Origin of the sequence: Haemophilus sp. HN_Hi08 (assembly GCF_049824455.1) — a bacterium.
Classification (GTDB): Bacteria; Pseudomonadota; Gammaproteobacteria; order Enterobacterales; family Pasteurellaceae; genus Haemophilus; species Haemophilus influenzae_D.
Window position 1 is genome coordinate 1,219,269 of sequence record NZ_CP187493.1, and the last position, 26,409, is coordinate 1,245,677.

Below are 26,409 nucleotides of genomic sequence, written 5' to 3' on the forward strand. Positions count from 1 at the left end.
TTTAAAGTATTCAGATTATTGATTATTCAACAATTAATGTGCGACAAACGTTAGTTTCTGTCGCACCTTGTCCACCCTGCGTTAGAAGCACTAAATCGCCTGCAGATAAATAACCTTTTTCTTTTAATGATTGTAGTGCAGCTTTTGCACCAGCTTCAGTACGGCTATCTTCACCATAGAAAACAGGGGTTACACCGCGGTATAATGCACAAAGATTTAAGGTTTCTTGATGACGAGATAAAGCAAAGATTGGTAAACCAGAGCTAATACGTGACATCAATAATGGTGTATGACCTGTGCTAGTTAAAGTAACGATTGCTGCAACACCTTTCATATGGTTTGCTGCATACATTGCAGACATAGCAACAGATTCTTCAATGGCTTCAAATTCTTTATCCATACGGTGACGAGAAACATTAATGCTTGGCATTTTTTCTGCCCCTAAACATACGCCCGCCATTGCCACTACTGTTTCAGAAGGATACTGACCTGCTGCTGTTTCAGCAGAAAGCATAACCGCATCAGTACCATCTAATACTGCGTTTGCAACGTCCATCACTTCAGCACGAGTTGGCATTGGGTTGCTAATCATTGATTCCATCATTTGAGTTGCTGTAATTACTGCACGATTTAATTGACGTGAACGACGGATTAATTTTTTCTGCACGCCAACTAATTCAGGATCGCCAATTTCCACACCTAAATCACCACGAGCAACCATAATTACATCAGATGCTAAAATAATATCGTCCATTGCCTCATCATTAGCAACAGTTTCTGCACGTTCAACTTTAGCAACGATTTTTGCATTTAAACCAGCTTGTTGAGCAAGTTCACGCGCATAATTTAGGTCAGCACTTGAACGAGGGAAAGAAACAGCTAAGAAATCAACGCCAATGCGTGCAGCGGTAATAATGTCTGCTTTATCTTTTTCTGTTAATGCATCTGCAGATAAACCGCCACCTAATTTGTTGATACCTTTATTATTTGATAATGGACCGCCAACAGTGACTTCGGTGAAAACTTTTGCACCATCAGTTGATAATACTTTTAATTGAACACGGCCATCATCTAATAAAAGAATATCGCCTGGCACAACATCTTGTGGAAGCGTTTTATAGTCTAAACCAACAGATTCTTGTGTACCTTCGCCTTTTGGCAATTCCGCATCAAGAATGAATTTATCGCCAACTCTTAAGAAAATTTTACCGTCTTTAAAGGTAGAAACACGAATTTTAGGACCTTGTAAATCACCTAAGATTGCCACGGTTTTACCTAATTTTTTCGCGATAGAACGTACACGTTCTGCTCGTTCGATATGATCTTCAGGTGTACCGTGAGAGAAGTTCATACGAACTACGTTAGCACCCGCTGCGATAATTTTTTCAAGATTGTTATCACGGTCAGTTGATGGGCCCATAGTACATACAATCTTCGTTCTTCTTAGTCTTCTAGACATTATTTACTCCGTCAATAATTACAAAATTTTAAAGATACTATTTTTACTTGGCTACATATTAGCCAGATGAAAAATCGGTGCGCATTATACGCTTAAAAATTTGGGAAATCAAAAACAGCCCTGTTAGTTAAGGCAAGACTGTTTACTTTTTTGCCAGTTATATCGAGTTTTAAGAAAAATACTTGTTTTCAGATTAAAAATATCTATAATTCCAAACACTTTATACAGTGCGACTATAGCTCAGTTGGTTAGAGCACCACCTTGACATGGTGGGGGTCACTGGTTCGAGTCCAGCTAGTCGCACCAAATTTATTCTTCTTTATTCCACAATCTTCAGAGAAAAATATAATAAAAACAATATCTTATATAATTTTACATGCTTAAATCCCCCGCAATTTCTTCCGCTTGTTTAATCACATAAGTTACCGCCTCTTCCTGTTTATCAGGCGGATATTTATATTTTTGTAAGGCACGTCGAACGAGTAATCTAATTCTTGCCCGTACTGCTTCTTTGTGTTGCCAATCAATACTGACTGAGCGGCGTAAAATATCGGTAATCTCTTTAGCGAGTTTAGAAAGCATTTCATCGTTCATCAATTCTTTAGCACTCTCGTTTTGAGAAAGTGCATCGTAAAACGCTAATTCTGCCGTGCTTAAACCGAGTTTTTCGCCTCGCGATAAGCGTTCGGAGAAATCCCGCCCCATCTGCACAAGTGCATCAAGAATTTCCACCACGCTCAAATTGTGATTGTGATATTGCGTGAGGGCTTCTTGCAAACGTTGCTCAAAATCTTTTTGTGCGGTCAGATTTCTACTGGCTTTGGCTTTAATTTCCTGCTTCAAATAACGCTCCATCGCTAACACCCACAGGTTTTTGGTCTCGCTGTTTTTGATCGCTTGCAAAAATTCGTCGGAAAGCAAATTAATCTGTGTTTGTTCTTTGCCCAACAAATCAAATAAATCAATGGTACCTTCAGATACAATACTTTGATTGATTAAGGCTTTAAGCTGAATTAAGCGTTCAGTTGTCCCTTTTCCATTTTGTTCACGTTTGGTAAGCACAGCACGCACAGCATCATAAAAGGCAACTTCTTGACTATATGGTTCGATTTCAGGTAATGCCCCGCATAAAGCGTAACCTTTTTTCAAGCTTTCTGCCGTTTTCAAAAAGGCTTTTTTGCGCGGCTCAATATCGTCTGCATTGTGCCAATGTTGATCGTGCGCTTTGCCTTCGTTTGGTAATTGATCCAGCGTAGCAATATGGTTTGCCGCTGTCGCTATGGCTTTTAGCAACAATGCAGGTTCTTGTTCAGAAATTGCGATCTGAACATCAAATGCTTCGCCTTCAATTGGTGTCGCAAACAAAGTTCGGATAAATTCAAGCTGTTCTTTTATTTTAAAGAACACGCTTTGCACATCTTCCGCTAATTGCCCTTTGCCGGTAGAGTTGGTGTATTGCTGTGTGGCTGCTCGTAATTCTTCTGCCAAACCAACATAATCCACGATAAGTCCACCGTTTTCGCGACTTTTGTTAGCGAATACACGGTTTACTCGTGCGATGGCTTGCATTAGGTTATGTCCCTTCATTGGCTTATCAAGATACATAGTGTTACAGCACGGTGCATCAAAGCCTGTCAGCCACATATCACGCACAATCACCACTTTCAGCGGATCAGTAGGATCTTTAAAACGGCGTTCTAACGTTTGCTTTTCCAGCTTACTGTAAATATGTTTTTGCATTTCAGGCGTATCGCTTGCCGAACCTGTCATCACAATTTTAATCGCACCCTCATTGATATTATCCGAATGCCATTCAGGGTGCAGAGCGATGATCTGATTATACAAATCCACGCAAATTTGACGGCTGGAAACAACAATCATCGCTTTGCCGTCTTGTTGCTGATTGCGTTTTGCAAAATGTTGCACAAAATCGACCGCTAAATCGTGCAATCGTGCTTCTGAACCGAGCAATTTTTCTCGCAAGCGTAATTTCGGGTTTTCTTCGCCTTCCAGCAGCTCATCAATTTCTGCAAATAATTCATCGTGATTAGCATTCTCCGCTAGCTTGATTTGGCGAGCTTCGTAAATAATCGGCACAGTTGCACCATCTTCCACCGCATCTTGCAAATCGTAAATAGATACATACTGACCGAAAACATCTTGTGTATCGCGATCTTCAAGGCTAATTGGCGTACCTGTGAAGCCGATAAAAGACGCATTCGGCAATGCATCACGCAAATGGCGAGCATAACCTGCTTGGAATTTGCCGTTATATAGTTTTTGTGTAAAACCGTATTGACTACGGTGTGCCTCATCGCTAATCACAATAATATTGCTGCGTTCATTTAAGACAGGGAAGCGGCTTTCTTCTTCATTTAGAGCGAATTTTTGAATGGTAGTAAAAAACACGCCGCCCACTTCATTTTGTGCGAGCAGTTGGCGTAGTTGTTCTCGGTCTTCTACTTGTTGCGGTGTTTGTTTGATTAAATCTTTGCCTGAAGAAAAAGTTTGGAACAACTGACCGTCCAAATCGTTGCGATCGGTGACGATTAAAATCGTCGGGTTTTTCAATTCAGGTTGTGAGAGCAATTTGCCTGCATAAAACAGCATTGAAATGGATTTGCCCGAACCCTGCGTATGCCACATCACGCCAATGCGTTTATCGCCTTGCTCGCTCGTAGCAAAAATCGTGGATTCTACAGCTTCATTCACACCGTAATACTGATGATACGCTGCGATTTTCTTGATTAACGCTCCATTAGAACCGCGTTCAAACAGCACAAAATAACGTACATAATCCAGCATTTTGCGGTGTCATCAAGCCGTTTAACAGATTTTGCAATTCATCGCCAAAATCCAACCGCTTACTTTTTGCCTTTTCGTCCACGACTTTCCAAGGTGTAAAGCGTTGGAAATCTGCCGAAAGCGAGCCCAAACGGGCGGCAATGCCGTCTGAAATAATCAGGGCTTGGTTGTAAACAAACAGCTCGGCAATTTCATCTTTATAGGTTTCAAACTGATTAAACGCCTGCAATAAATCTGCCGATTCACGCAACGGATTTTTGAGCTCAAATACCACTAAGGGAAGACCATTTACAAAGCCGATAATATCGGGAATCCGCTTGCCCCCTTTACGGCTTCGGATTTCCAATTGATTGACGGCGACAAAACGGTTGTTTTCCCAATGCTCGAAATCTACCAAGCGTGCCATCTCGATTTTCTGCTCATTTTGTCCGTGGTTATTGGGAGCCTGATATTCAACTCGTACACCATCACGCAACAGCTTATAAAACGCCTGATTACGCACCACCAAGTCGCCAATATCACTTTTTGTCGCCGATTTGACCACAGAATCCACCGCGCTTTCAGGCAGCTGCGGATTAAGTTTACGCACCGCCTCACGCAGTTGCTCAATAAAAACTACGCCGCTCAAATCGCCACGGGCAAACTCGCCTTCATGAACAAGCAAGTCTTTACCATAGCGATATTCCCAACCGAGGGATTGCAGGCGTTGAAGGGTGAGTTGTTCGATGTCGTTTTCGTTGAGCATTTTATTGTTCTCCATCATTTAATAATTCCAGCAAGGCTTCAATGCTTTCATCATGATCGCCATCATACCAAATTGGAAAAATATTGGATTTTTGAAGTGCTTTTCTGCGAGCTGTTCGTTCTTCCTCGGATAAATTTTCACAAGATAAAAAAGCATAGTGTTTAGGTAGATTATCTTTGCCGCGTTCTTCGACAATTTCTGCCATACATTGCAATGTTCGATCTTTATCTAGACTACAACCTAAAAATAGCAAAGATTGAGAAAATAATGATTCCATTACACAGGTTTTGAGAATATTGTGTTCAGAATAATGTCTTTTATAATCATCTTGGGTGAGTACTCTTTTGTTTTTACTTATAAATGTTCCGTGTAACTTTAAAAGAATTCGATAGCCTTCTCCAAATAATTTTTTAAACTCTTCAGCATCAATACCAAATACTTCTTGATCAAAATGAATATCTTGATTTGCATATATTTTTTTAATCAAATCATCGTAATTTGTTGTAATTATGGTTTCTTTAAAAAATTCAGGTAGCCTACATATAATTCCTTGTAGTTCTCCAAGATTTGGAGATTTACCAAATTGATTTTCTAAATGTTCTTGTAGATGACCTTCATCTACATCAAATAATAATTGTGCAGCTTCTTCGTATTCTCCTTTATGAATATGTTCTTCAAAAATAGGGAAATCTGCTCCTGATTCTTTTTGTACTTCATAAAGAAAACCTTTCCATGATGGAAATCCTGAAGGCATAGAAAGTCCAGCTCCAATAAATGGGGTTAGTTTATTTCTTCTAAAGATTTCTTTTAGCTTATGGAATCGTTGTTTATTATCTGCAATTTCTAAAATCTGATTAGCAGTGTCAATTGCTTGTTGTTTACGTTGGTTTTTCCAGTCTTGAAAGGCTAACTCATAAGTTTCAGGTTCTAGCTTAGATAAAATTTGGTCTCGAAGAAAAACACTTCCTCTGATAACTATTTCTTCTCCTTCTGAATTTAATTCTTCAATGAAAAGGCGTTCTAAATAATTGTTATTCATAATTCTCCCCATCTAATAATCTAGGTAGCAATAGATCTCTAGAATTAGATAAGATCTCGTTCTGGTAGCTATTAAATATAGATTTATCTAGAATTTTCTTTAATAACTTTTCAAAAGCTAAATGTACATCATTATTCGCTAGCAATAGTGGATATTTTAAAATATCTCTAGTGCTAATATTGGGTTGAGCAGATCCTTGTGCAGTAAAGTCAACAAAGTTTTTGAATTCTTCTTGAATTACATTCATATATATAAAGCTATAAAATGTTTCAGATTCATTTATTCGTTTAGCCAGAAATTTAGCTACACGTTGATTCAACATAGCCTTTTTATTTGCTGGCATTCTTCCTACTTTTCCAACATAAGCACCTGTTAGTCCAATGACAATGTCTCCACCATTCAAAACAAAATTAGAACGTAAAGATAGGTTATCTTCTGAAACGAAACCATTTCCTTCTACTGTGAGAATTTTTGATTGTATAGAGCCAATTTTTATTACAGGAATTCCTGTATCAGTCCATTCTGAGCTTTTGAATGCATAACCGTTTTGCATTTCACAAATTTCTGAAAGTGTTGTTTGTTTCCACCCCTTCGGCACTTCAACCCCATCAACTTCCACCATCTCACACGGAAACGCTTTGGCGGTTTCGGCTAGTTCGGCGTAGCGTTCAGGCTGTGTTTGTGAAAGTGCGGTCAGTTCTTCGGGTGTTTTTCCGCTGATTGCCTGCATAGCGGCAAGTTCTGCTTGTTCAAGACTCATGCCGTCTGAAAGGGCTTGGACTTTGGCACGCACGGGATCGAAATCAACAAACCAACTTTTAAACAGGGATTGGGCGATTTGTTCCAAGGTTTGATTGATTTGGGTGTTGAGTTCAATTTTTTTATCTAAATCAGATAAAATTCTAGCAATTTCTTTTTGTTCAGAAAGTGGCGGTAAGTTAAATTGATATTTCAATAAATCGCCAATTTTCATATTTAATTGAACAGATGTACCACCTGATATTCCATCAATATAACCACTAAAATGTTTTGATTTGAAAACATAATAAATAAATTGAGGATCAACTTTTTCTATTTTTAAACGTATTCTTGCTAATCCATTATTAAAAACAGCAGGTAATTCTTTTTTTACTAGATAACAAATACCTGTCGAGCAAGTTCTTGCCATAATAATATCATTAGGAATCAGCTGAAATTTTTTAAAGTCAGAATCTTTAACTTCAGTATATCCCCATTTGTCAAATGGCTTATTTTGAGAAATATCTTGTATTCTCAAACAGCGTAAATTTGTTTCATGTTCAACAATCGGTGCTCTACGAATAGCATCTAATCCTGTATTAATACTTTCCGTTATATCTTCTAATGTTACTGTTTGCCAATCACTCATACCCCAATCCTCCTAAATTCTTCTTAATTTCCGCTTCTAATTCCGCACTTTTCGCAAATTGCTCCTTCAAAAGAGCGGTCAGATTTTGCATTTTTTCTGCAAATGGTACGCCGTCGTCTTCTTGTTCTGCGGTGCCGACGTAGCGTCCCGGTGTGAGGACGAAGTCGTTGTCTTTAATTTCTTCTAACGTAGTGGATTTGCAGAAAGCGGCTTGGTCTTCATAGCCGTCTGATTTTTGCCAAGCGTGGAGGGTATTGGCGATTTTGGCGATGTCGTCAGCGGTAAAATCGCGCAATACGCGGTCTTTCATATAGCCGATTTGGCGGGCATCGATAAACAATACTTCGCCTTTACGCTTTTTGTTGCGGTTTAGAAACCAAATGCAGGCGGGGATTTGGGTGTTGGTGAAGAGCTGACCAGGCAGGGCAACCATACATTCCACTAAGTCGGCATTGATGATGGCTTTGCGGATTTCGCCTTCGTTGTTGGTTTGGCTGCTCATGGAGCCGTTGGCAAGCAATAATGCCATTTTGCCGTTGGGCGAGAGGTGGTAAATCATGTGTTGCAGCCAAGCGAAGTTGGCATTGCCTTTGGGCGGCGTGCCGTATGCCCAACGTGGGTCGTCGGCAAGGGATTCGCTCCACCAATCGCTGATATTGAATGGCGGGTTTGCCATAATGAAATCCATCTTTTTGTCGATATGTTGCGGCTGCGTAAAGCTGTCGGCGTTGTGTTTGCCGAAGTCGTAATCAATGCCGCGAATCGCCATATTCATCGCCGCAAGTTTCCATGTGGTGGGGTTGAATTCTTGCCCGTAGATGGAAACGTTATTGATGTTGCCTTGATGGGCGGAGATAAAGCGTTCGGTTTGCACGAAAAAGCCGCCGCTGCCCATGGCTGGATCATACACTCGGCCGGAGTATGGTTCGAGCATTTCGACAATCAGGGAAACAATGGATTTCGGCGTGAAATATTGGCCGCCGCGCTTGCCTTCGGCTTGGGCAAAGCGACCAAGGAAGTATTCGTAAACGTGGCCAAGAATGTCTTTTGCACCTAAATGCACGGGCTCGCCGTTGTAAGTCGGACGGGTAAAATTAGTATCGGAGAAGAGGATAATCAGCCCGCGCAGGGTGTCTTCGTTTACCGCATAGCCACTGATGCGTTGGAGTACGCCTTTGAGTTTTTCGTTATCTTTTTCAATAGCATCAAAGGCATCATCAATGAGCTTTGCCACACCAGAAAACTTCCCACGCTCCTTTCCTATATTCCAAGGCAATTCTGCCCCAGTATTGAGAATAGAAACTTCTTGTAAGGCTTGCCAACGTGCAGAAGCTGGCACCCAAAATACGTTATCCGCGGTGTAATAATCACGGTTTTCTAGTTCAGCGGTTAAGGCTTCTTGATATTCTTCTTCAGTATCAAAAAAAGTGCGGTCAAGATAGAGTGGGTTTTCAGGTGTGGAGAGTTCCGCCTGAATTTTTTCCTGTTGATGGGTGAAATTATCAGAAATGTATTTTAAAAAGATAAGACCAAGAACGATATGTTTATAATTGGCGGCATCAAGTTGTTGACGGAGTTTATCCGCAGATGACCAAAGTTTTTCGTCTAATTCATTTAAAAATGCTTGTTGTAATGCATGATTTTCATCGACAATCTTGGTCGTCTCGCTTGCATAAATTATGCCCTCTGTAAAGTGATTTTTATCGGAAGTTTGAATATTCAAACAAATTATCAGGTGTCATTTTATCGAAAAACAGTATCAGGTTGAAAGGGATTTTTGCGTGCTAAATCCAATGATTTCCAGTAGAATGGGGCGATTTTATAAATAAGGAATAACTATGGCAAGAGAATTTAAACGTAGCGATCGCGTCGCTCAAGAAATACAAAAAGAAATAGCAGTCATTTTACAACGCGAAGTGAAAGATCCCCGTATTGGGATGGTGACGGTTTCTGATGTGGAAGTGTCGAGTGATTTATCTTACGCAAAAATCTTCGTGACTTTTTTATTCGATCACGATGAAACGGCAATTGAGCAAGGTATGAAAGGCTTAGAAAAAGCATCGCCTTATATTCGTTCGCTGCTAGGCAAAGCGATGCGTTTACGTATCGTGCCAGAGATTCGTTTTATTTACGATCAATCCTTAGTGGAAGGGATGCGTATGTCAAATCTTGTGACAAATGTTGTGCGTGAAGATGAGAAAAAACATGTTGAGGAAAGCAATTAATGTCTAGACCTCGTAAACGCTGGCGTGATGTTGATGGAGTGTTTTTGTTGGATAAACCACAAGGCATGTCATCAAATGACATTATGCAAAAGGTAAAGCGTTTATTTCAAGCGAACAAAGCTGGGCATACTGGCGCGCTCGATCCGTTGGCAACGGGGATGTTGCCGATTTGCTTGGGCGAAGCAACTAAGTTTTCACAATTTTTGCTTGATGCAGATAAGCGTTATCTTGTTACGGCAAAATTAGGCGAGCGTACCGATACTTCCGATGCGGAAGGGCAAGTGGTGGAAACGCGTGAAGTTCATGTTGAAACTCAGCAAATTTTGACCGCACTTGAACAATTTCGTGGCGATATTTTACAAGTGCCGACGATGTTTTCTGCACTAAAACATAACGGCAAGCCGCTTTATGAATACGCGCGCCAAGGTATTACGGTTGAGCGTGAGGCGCGTCCAATTACGATTTTTGAACTCAATTTTATTGACTATAATGCGCCTTATTTAACTTTAGAAGTGCATTGTTCAAAAGGCACTTATATTCGCACCTTAGTAGATGATTTGGGTGAAGTGCTAGGTTGTGGCGCACATGTGACAATGTTACGCCGTACAGCCGTAGCGGATTACCCCGTAGCAGAAATGATGCCAATCGATGAGTTACAATTGCTTGCTGAAAGTTTTCCGTTAAGTGAATTGGATCATCTATTACTGCCAACTGATACCGCTGTAAGTAAATTGCCCACTTTGCATTTGGATACAGAGCAGAGTAAAGCCATTGGTTTTGGTCAGCGAGTGAAATTTGCTAACGAACAGCAATTAAGCGGTCAAGTGCGGTTATTTTCAGCGGAGAATTTATTCTTAGGTGTAGCCTTAATTGATGGAAATATAATTCGCCCACAACGGTTAATCACACAATCCGCATAACTTAATTGCCTTTCTTATAAAATTCTAGTAATCTCCCTGTAATTAATTTTTTACAATATATGTAAGATAAACATTACAGGTGAGTTTTATGGAAGCCCTTAAGGATTTACGTTCTGAAATTGATTCGCTTGATCGCGAACTTATCCAACTTTTTGCTAAACGTCTTGAGTTGGTTTCTCAAGTCGGTAAAGTTAAACATCAACACGGATTACCTATTTATGCGCCAGAGCGTGAAATAGCAATGCTCCAAGCGCGTCGTTTAGAGGCTGAAAAAGCAGGCATTTCAGCAGATCTGATTGAAGATGTCCTACGCCGTTTTATGCGCGAATCTTATGCCAATGAAAACCAATTTGGCTTTAAAACCATCAATCCTGATATTCACAAAATTGTTATTGTGGGCGGTTATGGTAAATTAGGTGGCTTATTTGCCCGCTATTTACGTGCATCTGGCTATCCAATTTCTATTTTAGATCGTGAAGATTGGACGGTAGCTGAAAGTATTTTAACGAATGCTGATGTCGTGATCGTTTCCGTCCCCATTAATCTCACCTTAGAAACAATTGAACGCTTAAAACCTTATTTAACGGAAAACATGCTACTTGCAGATTTAACCTCTGTTAAGCGTGAACCGCTAGCGAAAATGCTTGAAATCCATACTGGTGCTGTTTTAGGTTTACATCCAATGTTTGGGCCAGATATTGCAAGTATGGCAAAACAAGTAGTTGTGCGTTGTGATGGACGTTTCCCTGAACGTTACGAATGGTTACTTGAGCAAATTCAAATTTGGGGCGCAAAGGTTTATCAAACCGATGCGACAGAACACGATCACAATATGACTTATATACAAGCCTTGCGTCATTTTTCGACTTTTGCAAATGGTTTACACCTTTCCAAACAGCCCGTTCATCTTTCTAATTTATTATCGCTTTCTTCTCCTATTTATCGCTTAGAACTTGCAATGATCGGTCGTTTATTTGCGCAAGATGCAGAGCTTTACGCAGATATTATTATGGATAAACCAGAAAATTTAGCGGTAATTGAAACACTAAAACAAACTTACGAAGAAGCCTTATCTTTCTTTGAAAATAATGATCGTCAAGGTTTTATTGATGCTTTCCAGAAGGTGCATGACTGGTTTGGCGATTATTCCGAACAATTCTTAAAAGAAAGCCGTCAGTTATTACAACAGGCAAATGATTTGAAGCAAGGGTAGGGAAAGTGCGGTGAAATCTCACCGCAGTTTTCTTTTACTGTCTCGCCAATCTTAAATTTTCAGGTAAATTCTCAAAATTAGAGCGGAATGGATTAATGTCTAATCCGCCACGACGAGTATAGCGTGCGTAAACGGTGAGTTTTTCTGGTTTGGCGTAGTGCATTAAATCATAAAAAATACGTTCGACACATTGTTCGTGGAATTCATTGTGTTGGCGAAACGATACAACGTAACGTAATAATTTTTGGTGATCGATTTTGGTACCAACATAGTGAATATACAAAGTTCCCCAGTCTGGTTGATTGGTAATGAGGCAGTTGGATTTTAGCAAATGGCTGACTAATTTTTCTTCGACAATTTCATCCGATACGCAATCTTTCAGCCAATCAGCGTTAAATTCGTAGCTGGTAATTTCAATATCTTGTTCATCAATGCAATCGCCTTGTAAATGATCAATTTTTTGAGAATCATAAACTGCCACTGGATTTAACCGCACTTTTACATCGCCTTGCGCACATTCGCTTAAATCGCCTTGCATAGTTTGTTGAACGGCGTTGAAGTCGGCAAATTTGCTTTGGTTGAAGCTGTTTAAATAAAGTTTAAAACTTTTTGACTCAATCAAATTTTGGCTTTGATAATCCAGATAAATGTCTGCGATAGCCACTTGCGGCAAGCCTTTTTCATTGAGCCAAGAGATTTCATAAGCCGTCCAAATATCGGCACCAATGGTAAAAGGCTGGTTTTGGGTAATGCCCAATCCATCGCGATTTAACGCGCGTGGCACAGGCTGTAATAACGTGCGGTCATATTGAGAGGCGTATTCCGTTTTTTGACCGAGTTTTAAGGATTTTAAGCTGTTGTCTTGGTAATTCATTTATTTTTCCTTTATATGTTAAAAAATAATTTTGCCTTCCCCTGCTTGCGGGGGAAGGTGGCGCGAAGCGTCGGAAGGGGGATAAGACTTTATCATTCCAACAGAGAGTTGAGGCATCGACTTAAATTACAAAAAATTCCACGATAGATTCGAAACTAATCGACAGGTATCGCATTTAAAATGAAAGGTATCAAAAATCGCGTTTTTTAACGCCCAATTTGCACCACAAGAAGGGCAGCAACGGGATTTTTCAGATTCTAAAGATTGCCCACCTACACGATATAAATAATAGTAAGTCGGTATGCCAGTTTCTTTTTCTATTTCTTGAGCTAAATAACGCCCATGTTTTGAAAGTGTGCTTTGATGATCCGAAATTTCTGCCAAAGATTGTTGTTCTAATATCGCTCCATTCATTTGTAGTTGATCGCAGGCTTGCCAATTTTCTTGCCATTTAATCAGATCTTGGCTTAAGTGCGGTTGATTTTTCAACTGTTTATACAAAGGGATTGGTGCGAAATTTTCTCCGCTATGAATCGGCGAGCAACTTTGTAAATGGGTTGTGTAAAGCACTTGCCAAGCTGGCGACGCATTTTCTGCCGTTTGATCTGAATTGAAATCATCGCCCACAAGTTGAAAACCATCAAAAATTACACCGCACTTTTCTGCTTCTTGTAATGAGCGATTTACTTCCGCGTTATTATTTTGCGAGAAAAGACTATCTTGCTCAGGGCAAATGACACGCATAGCAAAACCTTGTTCGCCATCTTCTTCCGCTAAATATAAAGGAATTTCACGTCCGATAATTTGCCCGTTATACCGCCATTGATCGATCACCGCATTAAGTAAACGGCTTTGTGATTTAATGTTATTTTCTAGTACAGTTAGGCGAAAATAGGTCTCGATTAAATACATAAATTTTTTAATTGCTGTCCGATTTGGTTTAAGCCGTTTAAACGCGTTTCACTTAAACGTTGTGAAATGCCGAGTTCGCTAAAAAATACAGTAATATCAAATGTATTCAATTCATCCGCTGTTTTACCATTGATTTGATTGAGTAAAATCCAAAGCAAGCCATTTATAATTCTGGCTTCGCTAAATCCGTTGAATTGAAAAGTGCGGTCATTTTTAGGCATAATTTGAAACCACATTTGTGCTTCACAGCCAGTAATAGGTTGCATTTGAGCAAGTTCATCATCGCTTGGGCGAGATAAATTTTTGCCAGCTTGAATAATCAGGCGATAGCGATCTTCCCAATTTTTAGCTTGTTTTAATTGTTCTATCATTGTAATAAATCCAGTGCTTTATCTAAGGCGGTAAAAAATACCTCTACATCTTCCTGTGTATTATAAGGGGCAAAAGATAGGCGTAATGTGGTGCGTTCGCCTAAGCGTGCTAAATAAGGTTGAGCGCAATGTTCGCCCACTCGGAGCGCAATATTTTGTTCGCTTAAAAGTGTTGAAAGATCGGAACAGTCAATGCCGTCAAATATAAAGCAAACAACGGTGCTTGGTTGAGGAGAATTGAATAATCGGCAATTCTCGTAAGATTTTAACCGCACTTTGACAAATTCAGCCAAAGATATAGTGTGCTGTTCTGCCGCAGTGAAATCCCATTTTTGTAACCAATCCAGTATAGCATTAAAGCCAATAACCCCAGCAATATTGGGTGTGCCTGCTTCTAAAAGATAAGGCAATTCGGCAAAAGTAATACGATCATTTGATACACGATCAACCATTTTCCCGCCAAAAAAGAGCGGTTGAAGTTGAGAAAGTGCGGTCAATTTTCCTGTTAAAACGCCAAGCCCATTTGGGCCATAAATTTTATGGGCAGAAAATGCGAGAAAGTCTGCATCTAAATCTTGTAAATCAATTTTAATATGACTAATCGCTTGTGCTGCATCCACCAAAACCAACGCATGACTATGTTTTCTAATTAGTTGAATCAGGCGTTTAATCGGCTGTTCTGTGCCAGTGACATTTGAAACAAAATTCAGCGCAACGAGTTTTGTTTTTTCAGAAAGGGCAGAAATAAGAGCATTTTCATCAATTAGCCAATTATCTAAAATCGGTAAAACTCGAATTTTTGTACCGCACTTTTTCGCTGTTTCGTGCAAAGTAACAAAATTAGCGTGATGATCTGCTTGGCTAATCAGAATTTCATCTTCTGTGTTTAATTGCGGCAGCAATCCATTTGCCACTAAGTTTATTGCGTGAGTTGTACCCGAAGTCCAAATAACAGCGCGTTTATCTTCTGCATTAATTAATTCTTTAACTTGTGTGCGAGCCTGTTCATATTGTGCAGTTTGGGCAGCATCATATTGGCTACGATGTACCGAACCTGCAGAAGCATAAAATTCAGCGGTGCGATTAATTAACACTTGAGGTTTCAATGCGGTGGCGGCGTTATCTAAATAAACAACCGCATCTTCACGTTGGAAATAAGGAAATGCTTGACGGAAAGTTTGAACATCAAAAGCCATATTTATTTTTCTCCTGTCTGCGCCATTGGCTCGGTTCGATAGGATGATTATCCGCCCAAAGACCAATTTGTTTGGCTTGTGCATTTTCTTGTGCTTGAAGATAAATCGGATCGTGAGAATATTGTTTATAAGCCCAAGCCATACCCTGTTTAACCATTTCTAAATTAATATTTTTATCTTGATAATAAACAATCGCCAATGTGCGTTTATAGCGATCTTTTCCTTTTTGCGCAAGGCGTACATTTTTTTGATAAACCAGATCAGACAAGGTTTTTTTCGATTTTTGCCCAAAGGCTTGGGATTTTTCTGGCGCGTCGATTTCGGCTAAACGAACCTTAATGGATTTATTACCTTTAGTGAGGCAAGTGAGCGTATCGCCATCACTAATTTTAACCACACGACAGGTATTTTTTTCGCGAGAACAAGTAGAAAGTGCGGTAAAAATAAGTAATAAACTCGTCAATAGTATTTTTCGATTTATCATTTGCAAAGTTTTTGATCTAAGTCTGGTTATTTTACCGAAAAAATGGCTCAAGTTAGCAAAAAAAGCGTAAAATAATTTTGAAATATTATGAAAATAGTTGAAAAAGGTTGTATATGATTCAAAAATTATTTTTATTAGTTCGTTCCTTGGTCATTTTATCCATTATGTTATATCTCGGAAATCTTATTGCTTATTACATTCCAGCTGGCGTTCCGGGAAGCATTTGGGGATTATTGCTACTCTTTTTAGGTTTAACAACACGAGTAATTCATTTAAATTGGATTTATTTAGGTGCAAGTTTGCTAATTCGTTTTATGGCGGTGCTTTTTGTGCCAGTGAGTGTGGGAATTATCAAATATTCTGATTTATTGAGAGAGCAAGTTAATATTTTGCTTGTTCCTAATATTGTGAGTACTTGTGTCACGTTACTTGTTATAGGATTTTTCGGTCATTATTTGTATCAGGCGCAATCTTTTACACATAAACGCAAAAAAGTAATGAAACGTAGAGAAAATCAAGTAAAACAAGCGAATTAGTATGTTAGGAAAGTTATATGCAGCAGTACATTATTTATTTTTATACATTTTTGACTATTTTTGGATTTTGGCTAGCACTACAAATTAGTAAACGTTGGAAGTCAATGATTTTTAATACTTTTGTTTTAACAGTATTAATTTTGGCGGCGATTTTAGTGATAGGTAAGATTCCTTACGATGATTATATGGCAGGAAATGCGCCTATTAATAATTTACTTGGCTTGAGTATCGTCGCTCTTGCATTGCCTCTTTATGAACAACTTCGTCAAATTGCCAAACAATGGAAAATTATTCTTTCAACGGTGGTTATAGCTTCTTTTTTAGCGATGTTAAGTGGTGGACTTTTAGCATTTCTTTTAGGTGCAACGCCCGAAATGATCGCAACAGTTTTACCTAAATCCATCACAACGCCTATTGCGATGGAAGTTTCTCGTCATTTAGGCGGCATTCCAGCCGTAACTGCAGTTGGTGTTGTGGTTGCTGGTTTGCAAGGATCGATATTTGGTTATCTTGTATTAAAAAAATTAGGTATTAAACATCAAGAAGCCATTGGGCTTTCTGTTGGTTCGGTTTCTCACGCACTTGGTACAGTAAGCTGTATGGAAACTAATCCAACTGCAGGCAGTTACAGTTCGATTTCTCTCGTGCTTTGTGGAATTATTAGTTCTATTCTCGCCCCATTTGTATTTAAGCTGATTTATTTCTTTGTTTAAATATCAATAAAAATTCAACCGCACTTTATTCATTCTAGATTTTGTTTGTTCTAGATAAAGTGCGGTTGTTTTTTACGCTGAATGATTAGATAATGCAGAAAAACTAAATAAAACAAAGCGATATGAAATTACTTACTGTTAATTCTTCTTGGACAGAACGTTTTCTACCCGATCCTCCACGCGAAAAAGATAATCGTCCACCATTTCGTCGCGATCGTGGGCGAATTTTACATTCTGCCGCCTTTCGTTGCTTACAAGCGAAAACCCAAATACACGCAATTGGCGAAAATGATTTTTATCGCACTCGCTTAACCCATTCTTTGGAAGTGGCTCAGATTGGCAGTAGTCTAGTTGCTCAGTTGAAATTTGTAGAAACCTTTGAAAGCCTTTCGCAAACATTAAATATTGATAAAAACGAGTTGCAAAAACAATTAAAACCTTTATTGCCGAGTAACGATCTTATTGAGAGTTTGTGTTTTGCTCATGATATTGGGCATCCGCCTTTTGGGCATGGTGGCGAAACGGCATTAAATTATATGATGGCAGAGCAGGGCGGTTTTGAAGGCAATGCGCAAACCTTTAGAATTTTAACGAAACTTGAGCCTTATACTGAAAATGCAGGGATGAATCTAACGCGTAGAACACTATTGGGTGTCGTGAAATATCCTGCGTTGTTAGATGTGGCTTCGCCTCAATATGCAGAACTTAATTTTTCTCGCAATATTGATCCTCGTTTTGTGCGTATTCACGATTGGATTCCAGGAAAAGGCATTTTCCGTGATGATTTAAAAATGTTTAATTGGTTGCTGGAAAATCTTTCTGAAAATGACCGCACTTTATTCTGTCAATTTAAAAAAGTGCGGGAAAATCCAGCTGAATCTTTACATACTCGGTTTAAATCGCTGGATTGCAGCATTATGGAATTAGCAGATGATATTGCCTATGGCGTACATGATTTAGAAGATGCCATTGTGACTGGCGTGGTAAATCCTCATCAATGGCAAGCGGCACATTCCGCATTGAAACAAATTCCTTCAGCTTGGTTGCAAGAAAATATTGATTCAATTAGCCAACGACTTTTCTCTGATAAACATTTTGAACGAAAACAAGCCATTGGTGCATTGGTGAACTTTTTTATTACTAATGTGCGGTGGAAATTAACGGCAAATTTTGATGAACCTTTGTTACGTTATAACGCAGAGTTGTCACCTGAAGTGATTATTGCACTTGGTGTATTTAAAAAATTTGTTTGGGATTATGTTATTCGCAATGTGGATACTCAACGAATCGAATATAAAGGGCAGAGAATGCTGACAGAAATGTTCCAAATTTTTGAATCTGACCCAGAGCGTTTATTACCAAGAAATACTGCAAATCGTTGGCGTAATGCACCAGAAGAAGGGAAAAAACGGATTATTTGCGATTATATTGCAGGTATGTCAGATGCGCACGCCTTGCGGGTATATCAGCAACTTTGACATTGAATTGATGGGATTTTTTATGCAAACTGTATAGAATAGTGCGGTTAATTTTCACTGAATTTTTATGGGGCAGTTGTGGCATTAATTAGTTTAACCAATGGATACCTTTCTTTTAGCGATGCACCTTTATTAGATCACGCAGAACTACATATTGAAGCGAATGAACGCGTTTGTTTAGTTGGGCGTAACGGCGCAGGTAAATCAACTTTATTGAAAATCATCGCAGGCGATGTGCTCATGGATGATGGCAAAATCCAATACGAAAAAGATCTTGTGGTTTCTCGTTTAGAACAAGACCCACCGCGTAATGCGCAAGGCAACATTTTTGATTATGTCGCGGAAGGCGTAGGGCATTTAACGGATTTATTGAAAGAATATCATCATATTTCTGTTCAATTGGAAGAAAATTATAGTGATCAAATTTTAAGTCAATTAGAGCAAGTTCAGGCTAAATTAGAACACGCTGATGGCTGGCGATTTGAAAATAAAATCAATGAAGTATTGTTAAAACTAGGTTTAAATCCAAACACAAAATTATCCGCACTTTCGGGCGGTTGGTTACGCAAAGCGGCACTAGCACGCGCATTGGTGTGCGATCCTGATGTGTTATTACTTGATGAACCAACCAACCACTTGGATGTGGAAGCTATTGAATGGCTGGAGAATTTCTTACTGGATTTCCAAGGTAGCATTGTATTTATTTCCCATGACCGTTCTTTTATTCGCAAAATGGCAACACGCATTGTGGATTTAGATCGCGGTCAATTGCGGTCTTATCCAGGAAATTACGATTTATATTTAACCACAAAAGAAGAAAATCTACGCGTTGAAGCCTTGCAGAATGAATTATTTGATAAACGTCTAGCACAGGAAGAAGTGTGGATTCGCCAAGGTATCAAGGCTCGCCGTACAAGAAATGAAGGGCGAGTGCGAGCATTAAAAGCGATGCGTGAGGAACGCCGCCAACGCCGTGAGGTAATGGGAACAGCCAAATTACAGTTAGACACCTCAAGTCGTTCAGGCAAAATTGTCTTTGAAATGGAAAATGTGAGCTATGAAATCGCAGGAAAAACCTTATTAAAAGATTTTTCAACAACGATTTTACGTGGAGACAAAATTGCGCTTGTTGGGGCAAATGGCTGTGGGAAAACCACGTTCATTAAATTATTGCTGGGGGAAATTCAGCCAACATCAGGAAAAATTCGTTGTGGCACCAAATTAGACATTGCTTATTTTGACCAATATCGTGCTGATTTAGATCCCGAAAAAACCGTGATGGATAATGTAGCGGATGGCAAACAAGATATTGAAGTCAATGGTGTAAAACGCCATGTGCTAGGGTATTTGCAAGATTTCTTGTTCTCGCCAAAACGTGCAATGACGCCAGTTAAAGCCTTATCTGGGGGAGAGAGAAATCGTTTATTGCTCGCCAAATTACTGCTTAAACCAAATAATTTATTGATTCTTGACGAACCGACCAATGATCTCGATGTAGAAACATTGGAGCTTTTAGAAGAAATTTTGACTGATTATCAAGGCACATTGTTAATTGTGAGCCACGACCGTCAATTTATCGATAATACTGCGACAGAATGTTATTTATTCGAAGGTGAAGGGCGTTTGAATAAGTATGTGGGAGGATTCTTTGATGCGAAACAGCAACAAGCCAATTTCTGGGCAAGTAAAGCAACAGAAGAACAAGTTAAAGCGAAGAAAACTGAACAGCTAAAAGAAGAAAGTTCGGTAAAAAATGACCGCACTTCTAAGCCGAAATCAGTGAAACTTTCTTATAAAGAACAACGTGAGCTAGAACAACTTCCACAACTATTGGAAGAATTAGAAACCAAAATCACCATACTGCAAGCTGAAATAGCCGATCCAGCATTTTTCCAACAATCTCACGATATTACCGATGCTAAATTAAAAGCATTATCGGATGCTGAAGCTGAATTAGAAAAGGCATTTTTACGCTGGGAAGAATTGGAAGAAAAGAAAAATTTGGCTGACGGTAAAGCTTAAAAAATAACGCCCGAAAGGGCGTTTTTATTTAGAGGAAATATTGCACAGAATCAGATTTTAATTCTTTGCTAATTGACCAATTATTTTGCTGCTTTTAATTCTTGATAATATTGTTCATAGAATTGGATTGCATCGCCAACGTCATCTTGCCAGTGACTATTTTTTAATATATCAGCTGACGGATAAATCGCTGGATCTTCAGTGATTTCTTTTGGTAATGCTTTTTTCGCTTCAATATTTGAGGTTGGGTAACCGATAGCTAAGGTTAATTTTTCAGCTGTTTTTTTCCCTAACATGTAGTTAATCAGCTTGTGTGCGCCTTCAGAATTTTTAGCTGTTGCAGGAATTGCAAGAGTATCAACCCAAAGTACAGGACCCTCTTTTGGGAATACCATATTTAGAGGTGCTTTTTCTTTTTTAGCAATACGTACCGAACCATTCCATAATTGACCCACTTCCACTTCGCCTGAGATGAACGAGTTAGCTGGGTTATCGGAATTGAAAGAAAGTACATTTGGACGTAATTTCAATAATTCTTCATAGGCTTGTTTGATAATTGCTGGATCTTGAGTATTTGGATCTTGACCAATTTTCAATAAAGCAATGTTGAATACTTCACGTGCATCGTCTAATAACTGAACTTTGTTTGCAAATTCTGGTTTCCATAAGTCTGCCCAAGAAGTGAATTGTTCGCCTTTGTAAGTGTTGGTATTGAATGCGATACCCGGCGCACCTAAAAGTTGCGGAAGAGAGTATTTGTTACCTTTATCATAAGGTTTATTGAGCCAATCAGGATCTAATTCTTTAAGAACAGGTAATTTGCTGTGATCAAGTTCTTTTAACATTCCTTCGCGTGCCATTTTAGAAACGAAGTAGTTAGAAGGTGCGATAACATCATAGCCACCAGACTCGCCTTGAGTTTTGAGTTTTGCGTACATTGTTTCGTTTGATTCTAGGCTTGAAACGATAACTTTGATGCCAGTTTCTTTAGTAAACTCATCTAAAAGACCATCTGGTACATATTCAGTCCAAGTGTAGAGATACACAGTGTCATTAGCAGCAGCCGTAGCTTTTGCAGTTTCTTGCTTAGCATCTTTATCGTTGCAAGCGGTTAAAGTTGCAGCTACGAAGCTGGCAGTAATTAAACCTGCAAATTTTTTCATTTTTGTTTGTTCTCCTGTTAAAGAGTCGTAAAAAACCACCTGCCGAATGACAGGCATAAAAAAACGCCTTGATTGTGCGTCAAGGCGTATTCTATTTTAAATTCAAAGGTTTGTGAAACCTTTTGTTAATTAATGGTTATTTTTTCGTGTAATTAGCTGGCTTAAAACGACAAGAGCTAATGAAAGCACGATCATAATCGTTGCTAAAGCATTAACTTCAGGTGTTACACCGGTTTTCACTAGAGAGAATATTCTCAATGGTAAGATTTCATAACTTACACCACTGACAAATGATGAAACCACAACATCATCTAATGAAATAGTGAAACTTAATAACCAGCCTGATACAACTGCAGGTAATGCTAAAGGAAGGATAATTTTACGTAAAATGGTCACTTCACTTGCACCTAAGTCTTTCGCTGCTTCTAACATTCTAGCATCAAAGCCATTTAAGCGAGAGAAGATGGTTACGGTCACATAGGGTAAACAGAAGGTCACATGGGCTAGTAATAAAGACCAGAAACCTAATGAAATACCGACAATCATAAATAACGCAAGTAAAGATACTGCCATTACAATATCTGGAGACATCATAACGATAAATAGCATACCGCTTACTGCTTGTTTACCGCGGAATTTATAGCGGTAAAGTGCGATTGCAGTTAATCCACCTACAATAGTAGCTAGTGTAGCCGCAAAAAATGCAATAGTTACCGAATGAATCGCAGCTTGTATTAAGGTGTCGTTATTAAATAAACGCTCGTACCAATTCCAACTAAAGCCTTTCCAGCTTAAACCATAACGATCTGAATTGAAGGAATTGGTTACCAAGATAATAATTGGGATATACAAATAAGCGTATACCACAAACATAAATGCATTACGTAGTAAACGACTCATTATTCTAACTCCACTTTCTTATTCAATAGTTTGTTTGCTCGGTAGTACACGAAAATCAACAATGCCATTAGAACAGTTAAACCAATACTGATTGCAGAACCAAATGGCCAGTTACGAGAAATTAAGAATTCGCTCTTAATTACGTTCCCCACTAGTAATACTTTTGCTCCACCAAGTAGGTCTGCTACATAGAACATTCCCATTGCTGGCAATAATACCAATAAACAACCTGCAATAATGCCTGGCATAGTTAATGGTAAAATCACTCGGAAGAAACGTTGGAATGCATTTGCACCTAAATCTCTTGCAGCCTCTAATAAGCGACCGTCTAATTTTTCAATGGCAGAGTAGAGTGGCAAAATCATAAATGGCAATAGCAAATAAACTAATCCAATGATTACCGCAATTTCAGTATTCAAAATGCGAACGGGTTCACTCAAAATTCCCATGTCTATCAACATGGTGTTAAGCACACCTTTCACACCGAGAAACACTTTCATTCCATAAATACGAACCAATGAGTTTGTCCAGAATGGTAAAACCACAAGGAACAATAAGAGCGGTCGATATTTAGGATGAATTTTGCTCATCATAAAAGCAAATGGATAACCTATTAGTAAGCAAATAATGGTGGCGATGCCCGACATAGACAATGAATTCCACACAACTTGTGCATAAAGTGGATTAAACAAGTTTGTATAGTTTTCAACAGTAATTGGGAACGCATAAAAGTTGCTACCGTCTCGAGTCAGAAAACTGACGGCGAATACCAACAAGTTTGGAATCAACACAAAGAAAATGAGCCAACTGAAGATAATCGCAACAGTAATTTTCTGGAATTTATTATTGATTATCTTCATCGTTGAGAACAACCTCCCAGCCCTCATGCCATGTAATGCCTACGCGCTGACCTACGCTATGATCCATATATGGATCGTCTTCATTAAAGAATTCACTTACAAGGACACGCATTCCGTTATGATCAAACTCTACCGTTGATTCTAATGTCATTCCTTTATAAGTGCGGTCAATAATATGACCGATAATCGCTTTAGAATGTTCATTTTCATCTAATTCTTCAATCACAATATCTTCAGGGCGAAGGAGTACTTGAAGTTTTTGCTCTTTCTCAACAGGCATGTCTGTGTAAATATCACAAACTCGACCTTCAACATTCGCCAGTACAACTTGTTCTGATTTACGTTCAATCACAGTGGCTTCAAATACGTTAATTTCGCCAATGAAACGAGCAACGAATAAGTTCGCTGGATCTTCATAGATTTCACGTGGAGAACCATCTTGTGCGATTTTACCTTTACGCAATAATACGATACGATCAGACATTGTAATCGCTTCTTCTTGATCGTGGGTGACGAAAATAAAGGTAATGCCAAGCTGACGTTGTAACATTTTGAGTTCTTGTTGCATTTGTTTACGCAATTTGTAATCTAATGCAGATAAAGACTCATCAAGTAGCAACACTTTTGGTTTATTTACTACGGCACGAGCGATAGCAATACGTTGTTGTTGTCCGCCAGAAAGTTGAGTTGGCTTACGATCAGCCATTTCTTCTAACTGTACCATACGCAAGGCTTCTAAAACACGCGGTTTAATTTCGTCATTTGGTACTTTTTGCATACGCAAACCGAAAGCTACGTTCTCAAAAATTGTCATATGTGGAAATAGTGCATAGCTTTGGAATACCGTATTAATATGACGTTTTTCCGCTGGCACATTGGTAATATCTTCGCCATCTAAAATAATGCTACCTGAATCCAATTCTTCTAAGCCTGCAAGTAAGCGTAAAACTGTGGTCTTACCACAGCCTGAGGGGCCAAGAATAGTGACAAATTCACCGTTATTAATTGTAAGATTGAAATCGTTAATAATAGTGTTAGAACCATAGGATTTTTTGATTGAACGAAGCTCAATAATAGGCTTGTTTTGAAGCTGATTTTCCACTAGCTTTGGTTTTCTCCCTAATTTCACCAATGATTTGGTACTGAGTAGAAATAAAACCTGCAAGACTGCAGGGGCGACATATAAAAATAGACGCTTATGATATAGCGAATTGTTAATAATGAAAAGGGCTTAATGCCTTAGAAAGTAAAAAAACTGCCATTCATAAAAATAACGAGAAATTTAACCGCACTTTCGATGTATTTTACTTCGTTAATTTTATAAATATTGTTATATATCAAGATGTTTTCTATTTTTCTCGTTAAACTAAAAAAGATATTTTTAAAAGGAGCGAGAATGTGATTTCTCAAATAGATAAAACAGAACTTTTAGAACGATTTTTACATTATGTGTCTTTTGACACCCAATCAAAACCTCATGCTAAGCATTCCCCTAGCTCAGTTGGACAAATGAAGTTAGCCATGCAGTTGCAAAAAGAGCTTACCCAACTTGGTTTAGAGAATGTTGAAGTAAGTAAATACGCGGTGGTGACAGCATTTTTACCCGCTAATGATCCTAACTTAACGAAAACCATCGGTTTAATTGCGCATCTTGATACGTCTCCGCAATGTAGAGGCAAAAATGTACGCCCCGAAGTGATAGAGCAATATCGTGGCGGAGATATTGCATTAGGTATTGGCGAGGAATTTATTAGCCCTGTTTATTATTCTTTTATGCAAAAATTGGTCGGGCAAACGCTTATTGTTGCCGATGGAACCACTTTGCTTGGGGCGGATAATAAAGCGGGAATTGCAGAAATTATGACCGCACTTTCCATTCTTCAAAAAGAGAATATTCCTCATTGCAATATTCGTGTTGCTTTTACGCCTGATGAAGAAATTGGTTTGGGAATCCATTATTTCCCAATGGAAAAGTTTTCCTGTGATTGGGCATATACCATTGATGGGGGAGAAGTAGGGGAATTAGAATACGAAAACTTTAATGCTGCAACGGCAAAAGTGCGGTTTTTCGGGCGGAGTATTCACACAGGTTATGCAAAGGGAAAAATGGTGAATGCACTCACTTTAGCTTGTGAATTTCAGCAAGTTTTTCCTGTTGATGAAGTACCAGAAAAAACCGATGGGAAAGTGGGCTTTTATCATTTAGAAGATTTTTCTGGCGATATTGAGCAAGTAGATCTCACTTATTTGATTCGTGATTTTGATGAGCAGAATTTCGCACAAAGAAAAGCTTTTATTAAAAGTCAGGTGGAAAAATTTAATGCTAAAAAAGGTTTGAAAAAGCCTATTGAGTTAGAAATTCAAGATAGCTACCAAAATATGTATGATGTGGTAAAAAACGTTCCTCAATCAATTGAACTTGCTGATCGCGCAATGAAAGCGGTGGGAATTAAACCAAATCATAAGCCGATTCGAGGTGGTACAGATGGGGCATTTTTAGCATCTGAGGGTTTAGCATGCCCAAATATTTTCACGGGTGGTTATAATTTCCATAGTAAACACGAATTGGTTTCTTTACAGGGTATGGAAAAAACAGTTCAAGTAATTATTGAAATGATGAAATGTAAAGATTTGTAAAGAAATGTAAAGATTTTTCTTGCTATTCTTTAGATTACTCAATATAATAGTGGCGTTTTATCGAGATTCCTTTGATAAAGCTAAACTTTAGAGATTTTATTCATAAATTCCTTTTTGATGCCCCTAATTATTTAGGGGCTTTTTTTATCTAATTGGACAAGAAATAATAAAATAGCTAACAAATTTAATATTTCTTCATTTTAAATTATTTTTATCGTATTAATTTAAGTCTAAATTCTCAAGAATATATTTTCTCAACTAAAAAATAGTTAATAATCACAATTTTTAATTTTCTACAATATTTATTTCTATAGATTTATTTACTGATTTAAAAAACCGTTAAATTTAGTGGCTAAATTGACTAAATTAGTTTAAAGAGATTACTGTGAATAATAGGTATAAGAGTTTCCTTTATTCAGACTGAATTTGACATTCCTATTCTAAATAGGAAACCCTTATTTTTGAGGTAA

Annotated in this window: 21 protein-coding genes, 1 tRNA gene and 1 pseudogene; 9 read left to right on the top strand and 14 right to left on the bottom strand. The window is 38.5% G+C overall.

From position 1 onward, the window contains the following. Positions 1 to 22: 22 nt before the first annotated feature. Positions 23 to 1,459 carry a pyruvate kinase gene (pyk, locus tag ACPT8O_RS05995; protein ID WP_041175346.1) on the bottom strand — a complete coding sequence of 479 codons (1,437 nt, stop codon included), beginning with the start codon at positions 1,457 to 1,459 and terminating at the stop codon, positions 23 to 25. A gap of 229 nt (positions 1,460 to 1,688) precedes the next feature. Between pyk and ACPT8O_RS06000 the strand changes: the two genes are divergently transcribed. Next, positions 1,689 to 1,765, top strand: a tRNA-Val gene (locus ACPT8O_RS06000). 66 nt (positions 1,766 to 1,831) lie between these two features. Here ACPT8O_RS06000 and ACPT8O_RS06005 read toward each other — a convergent pair. The 4 genes and pseudogenes from ACPT8O_RS06005 to ACPT8O_RS06020 all read right to left on the bottom strand — a co-directional run bounded on the left by ACPT8O_RS06005 (position 1,832) and on the right by ACPT8O_RS06020 (position 9,158). Further along, a pseudogene (locus ACPT8O_RS06005) lies at positions 1,832 to 5,009 on the bottom strand (type I restriction endonuclease subunit R). Position 5,010: 1 nt separating this feature from the next. Beyond that, positions 5,011 to 6,048 carry an SIR2 family protein gene (locus ACPT8O_RS06010; RefSeq protein WP_041175345.1) on the bottom strand — a complete coding sequence of 346 codons (1,038 nt, stop codon included), beginning with the start codon at positions 6,046 to 6,048 and terminating at the stop codon, positions 5,011 to 5,013. Then, positions 6,041 to 7,435: a restriction endonuclease subunit S gene (locus tag ACPT8O_RS06015; protein ID WP_021035288.1), complete on the bottom strand. Its 1,395-nt coding sequence runs from the start codon at positions 7,433 to 7,435 to the stop codon at positions 6,041 to 6,043. Before ACPT8O_RS06015 ends, ACPT8O_RS06010 begins: the two co-directional genes overlap by 8 nt. Then, positions 7,428 to 9,158, bottom strand: a complete 1,731-nt coding sequence (locus ACPT8O_RS06020; protein ID WP_021035287.1) for a type I restriction-modification system subunit M — start codon at positions 9,156 to 9,158, stop codon at positions 7,428 to 7,430. Before ACPT8O_RS06020 ends, ACPT8O_RS06015 begins: the two co-directional genes overlap by 8 nt. A gap of 115 nt (positions 9,159 to 9,273) precedes the next feature. Between ACPT8O_RS06020 and rbfA the strand changes: the two genes are divergently transcribed. From rbfA to tyrA, 3 genes are all read left to right on the top strand, one after another. Beyond that, positions 9,274 to 9,660, top strand: coding sequence for a 30S ribosome-binding factor RbfA (gene rbfA / locus ACPT8O_RS06025; RefSeq protein ID WP_005628626.1), 387 nt, complete (start codon positions 9,274 to 9,276; stop codon positions 9,658 to 9,660). Continuing rightward, positions 9,660 to 10,580, top strand: coding sequence for a tRNA pseudouridine(55) synthase TruB (gene truB, locus ACPT8O_RS06030; RefSeq protein ID WP_021035286.1), 921 nt, complete (start codon positions 9,660 to 9,662; stop codon positions 10,578 to 10,580). Before rbfA ends, truB begins: the two co-directional genes overlap by 1 nt. An 88-nt stretch (positions 10,581 to 10,668) precedes the next feature. Further along, positions 10,669 to 11,793, top strand: a complete 1,125-nt coding sequence (tyrA, locus tag ACPT8O_RS06035; RefSeq protein ID WP_021035285.1) for a bifunctional chorismate mutase/prephenate dehydrogenase — start codon at positions 10,669 to 10,671, stop codon at positions 11,791 to 11,793. 34 nt (positions 11,794 to 11,827) lie between these two features. Here tyrA and queF read toward each other — a convergent pair whose 3' ends face one another. From queF to ACPT8O_RS06060, 5 genes are all read right to left on the bottom strand, one after another. Next, positions 11,828 to 12,667: an NADPH-dependent 7-cyano-7-deazaguanine reductase QueF gene (gene queF / locus ACPT8O_RS06040; RefSeq protein ID WP_021035284.1), complete on the bottom strand. Its 840-nt coding sequence runs from the start codon at positions 12,665 to 12,667 to the stop codon at positions 11,828 to 11,830. Positions 12,668 to 12,793: 126 nt separating this feature from the next. Beyond that, on the bottom strand, positions 12,794 to 13,579 hold the full coding sequence (locus ACPT8O_RS06045; protein WP_021035283.1) for a Zn-ribbon-containing protein: 786 nt from the start codon (positions 13,577 to 13,579) through the stop codon (positions 12,794 to 12,796). Further along, positions 13,570 to 13,950, bottom strand: coding sequence for a SufE family protein (locus ACPT8O_RS06050; protein ID WP_021035282.1), 381 nt, complete (start codon positions 13,948 to 13,950; stop codon positions 13,570 to 13,572). The genes ACPT8O_RS06045 and ACPT8O_RS06050 overlap by 10 nt, the downstream gene beginning before the upstream one ends. Then, a complete protein-coding gene (locus ACPT8O_RS06055) occupies positions 13,947 to 15,146 on the bottom strand; it encodes a cysteine desulfurase (protein ID WP_021035281.1) in 1,200 nt (399 codons plus the stop codon). Before ACPT8O_RS06055 ends, ACPT8O_RS06050 begins: the two co-directional genes overlap by 4 nt. After that, on the bottom strand, positions 15,136 to 15,630 hold the full coding sequence (locus tag ACPT8O_RS06060) for a thermonuclease family protein (protein WP_032822996.1): 495 nt from the start codon (positions 15,628 to 15,630) through the stop codon (positions 15,136 to 15,138). Before ACPT8O_RS06060 ends, ACPT8O_RS06055 begins: the two co-directional genes overlap by 11 nt. Positions 15,631 to 15,743: 113 nt before the next feature. Here ACPT8O_RS06060 and ACPT8O_RS06065 point away from each other — a divergent pair, with 113 nt between their 5' ends. The 4 genes from ACPT8O_RS06065 to ACPT8O_RS06080 all read left to right on the top strand — a co-directional run bounded on the left by ACPT8O_RS06065 (position 15,744) and on the right by ACPT8O_RS06080 (position 20,379). Further along, positions 15,744 to 16,166, top strand: coding sequence for a CidA/LrgA family protein (locus ACPT8O_RS06065; protein WP_021035280.1), 423 nt, complete (start codon positions 15,744 to 15,746; stop codon positions 16,164 to 16,166). A gap of 17 nt (positions 16,167 to 16,183) precedes the next feature. Continuing rightward, positions 16,184 to 16,879, top strand: a complete 696-nt coding sequence (locus tag ACPT8O_RS06070) for a CidB/LrgB family autolysis modulator (protein ID WP_041175344.1) — start codon at positions 16,184 to 16,186, stop codon at positions 16,877 to 16,879. Between the two features lie 122 nt (positions 16,880 to 17,001). Beyond that, the gene (locus tag ACPT8O_RS06075; RefSeq protein ID WP_021035278.1) at positions 17,002 to 18,357 is read left to right on the top strand and encodes an anti-phage deoxyguanosine triphosphatase; all 1,356 of its coding nucleotides are present in this window, start codon (positions 17,002 to 17,004) and stop codon (positions 18,355 to 18,357) included. 78 nt (positions 18,358 to 18,435) lie between these two features. Continuing rightward, a complete protein-coding gene (locus ACPT8O_RS06080; protein ID WP_021035277.1) occupies positions 18,436 to 20,379 on the top strand; it encodes an ABC transporter ATP-binding protein in 1,944 nt (647 codons plus the stop codon). A gap of 80 nt (positions 20,380 to 20,459) precedes the next feature. Here the strand turns inward: ACPT8O_RS06080 and ACPT8O_RS06085 are convergent, their stop codons facing one another. The 4 genes from ACPT8O_RS06085 to potA all read right to left on the bottom strand — a co-directional run bounded on the left by ACPT8O_RS06085 (position 20,460) and on the right by potA (position 24,404). Then, entirely contained in the window at positions 20,460 to 21,542 is a 1,083-nt protein-coding gene (locus ACPT8O_RS06085) for an extracellular solute-binding protein (RefSeq protein ID WP_005650701.1), read from the bottom strand. Positions 21,543 to 21,671: 129 nt separating this feature from the next. Then, entirely contained in the window at positions 21,672 to 22,442 is a 771-nt protein-coding gene (gene potC / locus ACPT8O_RS06090) for a spermidine/putrescine ABC transporter permease PotC (RefSeq protein ID WP_021035276.1), read from the bottom strand. Then, positions 22,442 to 23,302, bottom strand: coding sequence for a spermidine/putrescine ABC transporter permease PotB (potB, locus tag ACPT8O_RS06095; protein ID WP_041175343.1), 861 nt, complete (start codon positions 23,300 to 23,302; stop codon positions 22,442 to 22,444). Before potB ends, potC begins: the two co-directional genes overlap by 1 nt. Continuing rightward, positions 23,286 to 24,404 carry a spermidine/putrescine ABC transporter ATP-binding protein PotA gene (gene potA, locus ACPT8O_RS06100; RefSeq protein ID WP_021035274.1) on the bottom strand — a complete coding sequence of 373 codons (1,119 nt, stop codon included), beginning with the start codon at positions 24,402 to 24,404 and terminating at the stop codon, positions 23,286 to 23,288. The genes potB and potA overlap by 17 nt, the downstream gene beginning before the upstream one ends. A gap of 296 nt (positions 24,405 to 24,700) precedes the next feature. Between potA and pepT the strand changes: the two genes are divergently transcribed. Continuing rightward, complete coding sequence (pepT, locus tag ACPT8O_RS06105) at positions 24,701 to 25,939, top strand: peptidase T (RefSeq protein WP_021035273.1); 1,239 nt, start codon at positions 24,701 to 24,703, stop codon at positions 25,937 to 25,939. Positions 25,940 to 26,409 lie beyond the last annotated feature (470 nt).

Bases quoted from the DNA above. Each gene is read 5' to 3' on its own strand.
- ACPT8O_RS06010 (WP_041175345.1), bottom strand. From the start codon at position 6,048: ATGAATAACAATTATTTAGAACGCCTTTTCATTGAAGAATTAAATTCA.
- potC (WP_021035276.1), bottom strand. From the start codon at position 22,442: ATGAGTCGTTTACTACGTAATGCATTTATGTTTGTGGTATACGCTTAT.
- ACPT8O_RS06060 (WP_032822996.1), bottom strand. From the start codon at position 15,630: ATGATAAATCGAAAAATACTATTGACGAGTTTATTACTTATTTTTACC.
- pyk (WP_041175346.1), bottom strand. From the start codon at position 1,459: ATGTCTAGAAGACTAAGAAGAACGAAGATTGTATGTACTATGGGCCCA.
- tyrA (WP_021035285.1), top strand. From the start codon at position 10,669: ATGGAAGCCCTTAAGGATTTACGTTCTGAAATTGATTCGCTTGATCGC.
- queF (WP_021035284.1), bottom strand. From the start codon at position 12,667: ATGAATTACCAAGACAACAGCTTAAAATCCTTAAAACTCGGTCAAAAA.
- ACPT8O_RS06055 (WP_021035281.1), bottom strand. From the start codon at position 15,146: ATGGCTTTTGATGTTCAAACTTTCCGTCAAGCATTTCCTTATTTCCAA.
- ACPT8O_RS06045 (WP_021035283.1), bottom strand. From the start codon at position 13,579: ATGTATTTAATCGAGACCTATTTTCGCCTAACTGTACTAGAAAATAAC.
- ACPT8O_RS06070 (WP_041175344.1), top strand. From the start codon at position 16,184: ATGCAGCAGTACATTATTTATTTTTATACATTTTTGACTATTTTTGGA.
- potB (WP_041175343.1), bottom strand. From the start codon at position 23,302: ATGAAGATAATCAATAATAAATTCCAGAAAATTACTGTTGCGATTATC.
- rbfA (WP_005628626.1), top strand. From the start codon at position 9,274: ATGGCAAGAGAATTTAAACGTAGCGATCGCGTCGCTCAAGAAATACAA.
- ACPT8O_RS06085 (WP_005650701.1), bottom strand. From the start codon at position 21,542: ATGAAAAAATTTGCAGGTTTAATTACTGCCAGCTTCGTAGCTGCAACT.
- ACPT8O_RS06075 (WP_021035278.1), top strand. From the start codon at position 17,002: ATGAAATTACTTACTGTTAATTCTTCTTGGACAGAACGTTTTCTACCC.
- ACPT8O_RS06065 (WP_021035280.1), top strand. From the start codon at position 15,744: ATGATTCAAAAATTATTTTTATTAGTTCGTTCCTTGGTCATTTTATCC.
- truB (WP_021035286.1), top strand. From the start codon at position 9,660: ATGTCTAGACCTCGTAAACGCTGGCGTGATGTTGATGGAGTGTTTTTG.
- ACPT8O_RS06015 (WP_021035288.1), bottom strand. From the start codon at position 7,435: ATGAGTGATTGGCAAACAGTAACATTAGAAGATATAACGGAAAGTATT.
- ACPT8O_RS06050 (WP_021035282.1), bottom strand. From the start codon at position 13,950: ATGATAGAACAATTAAAACAAGCTAAAAATTGGGAAGATCGCTATCGC.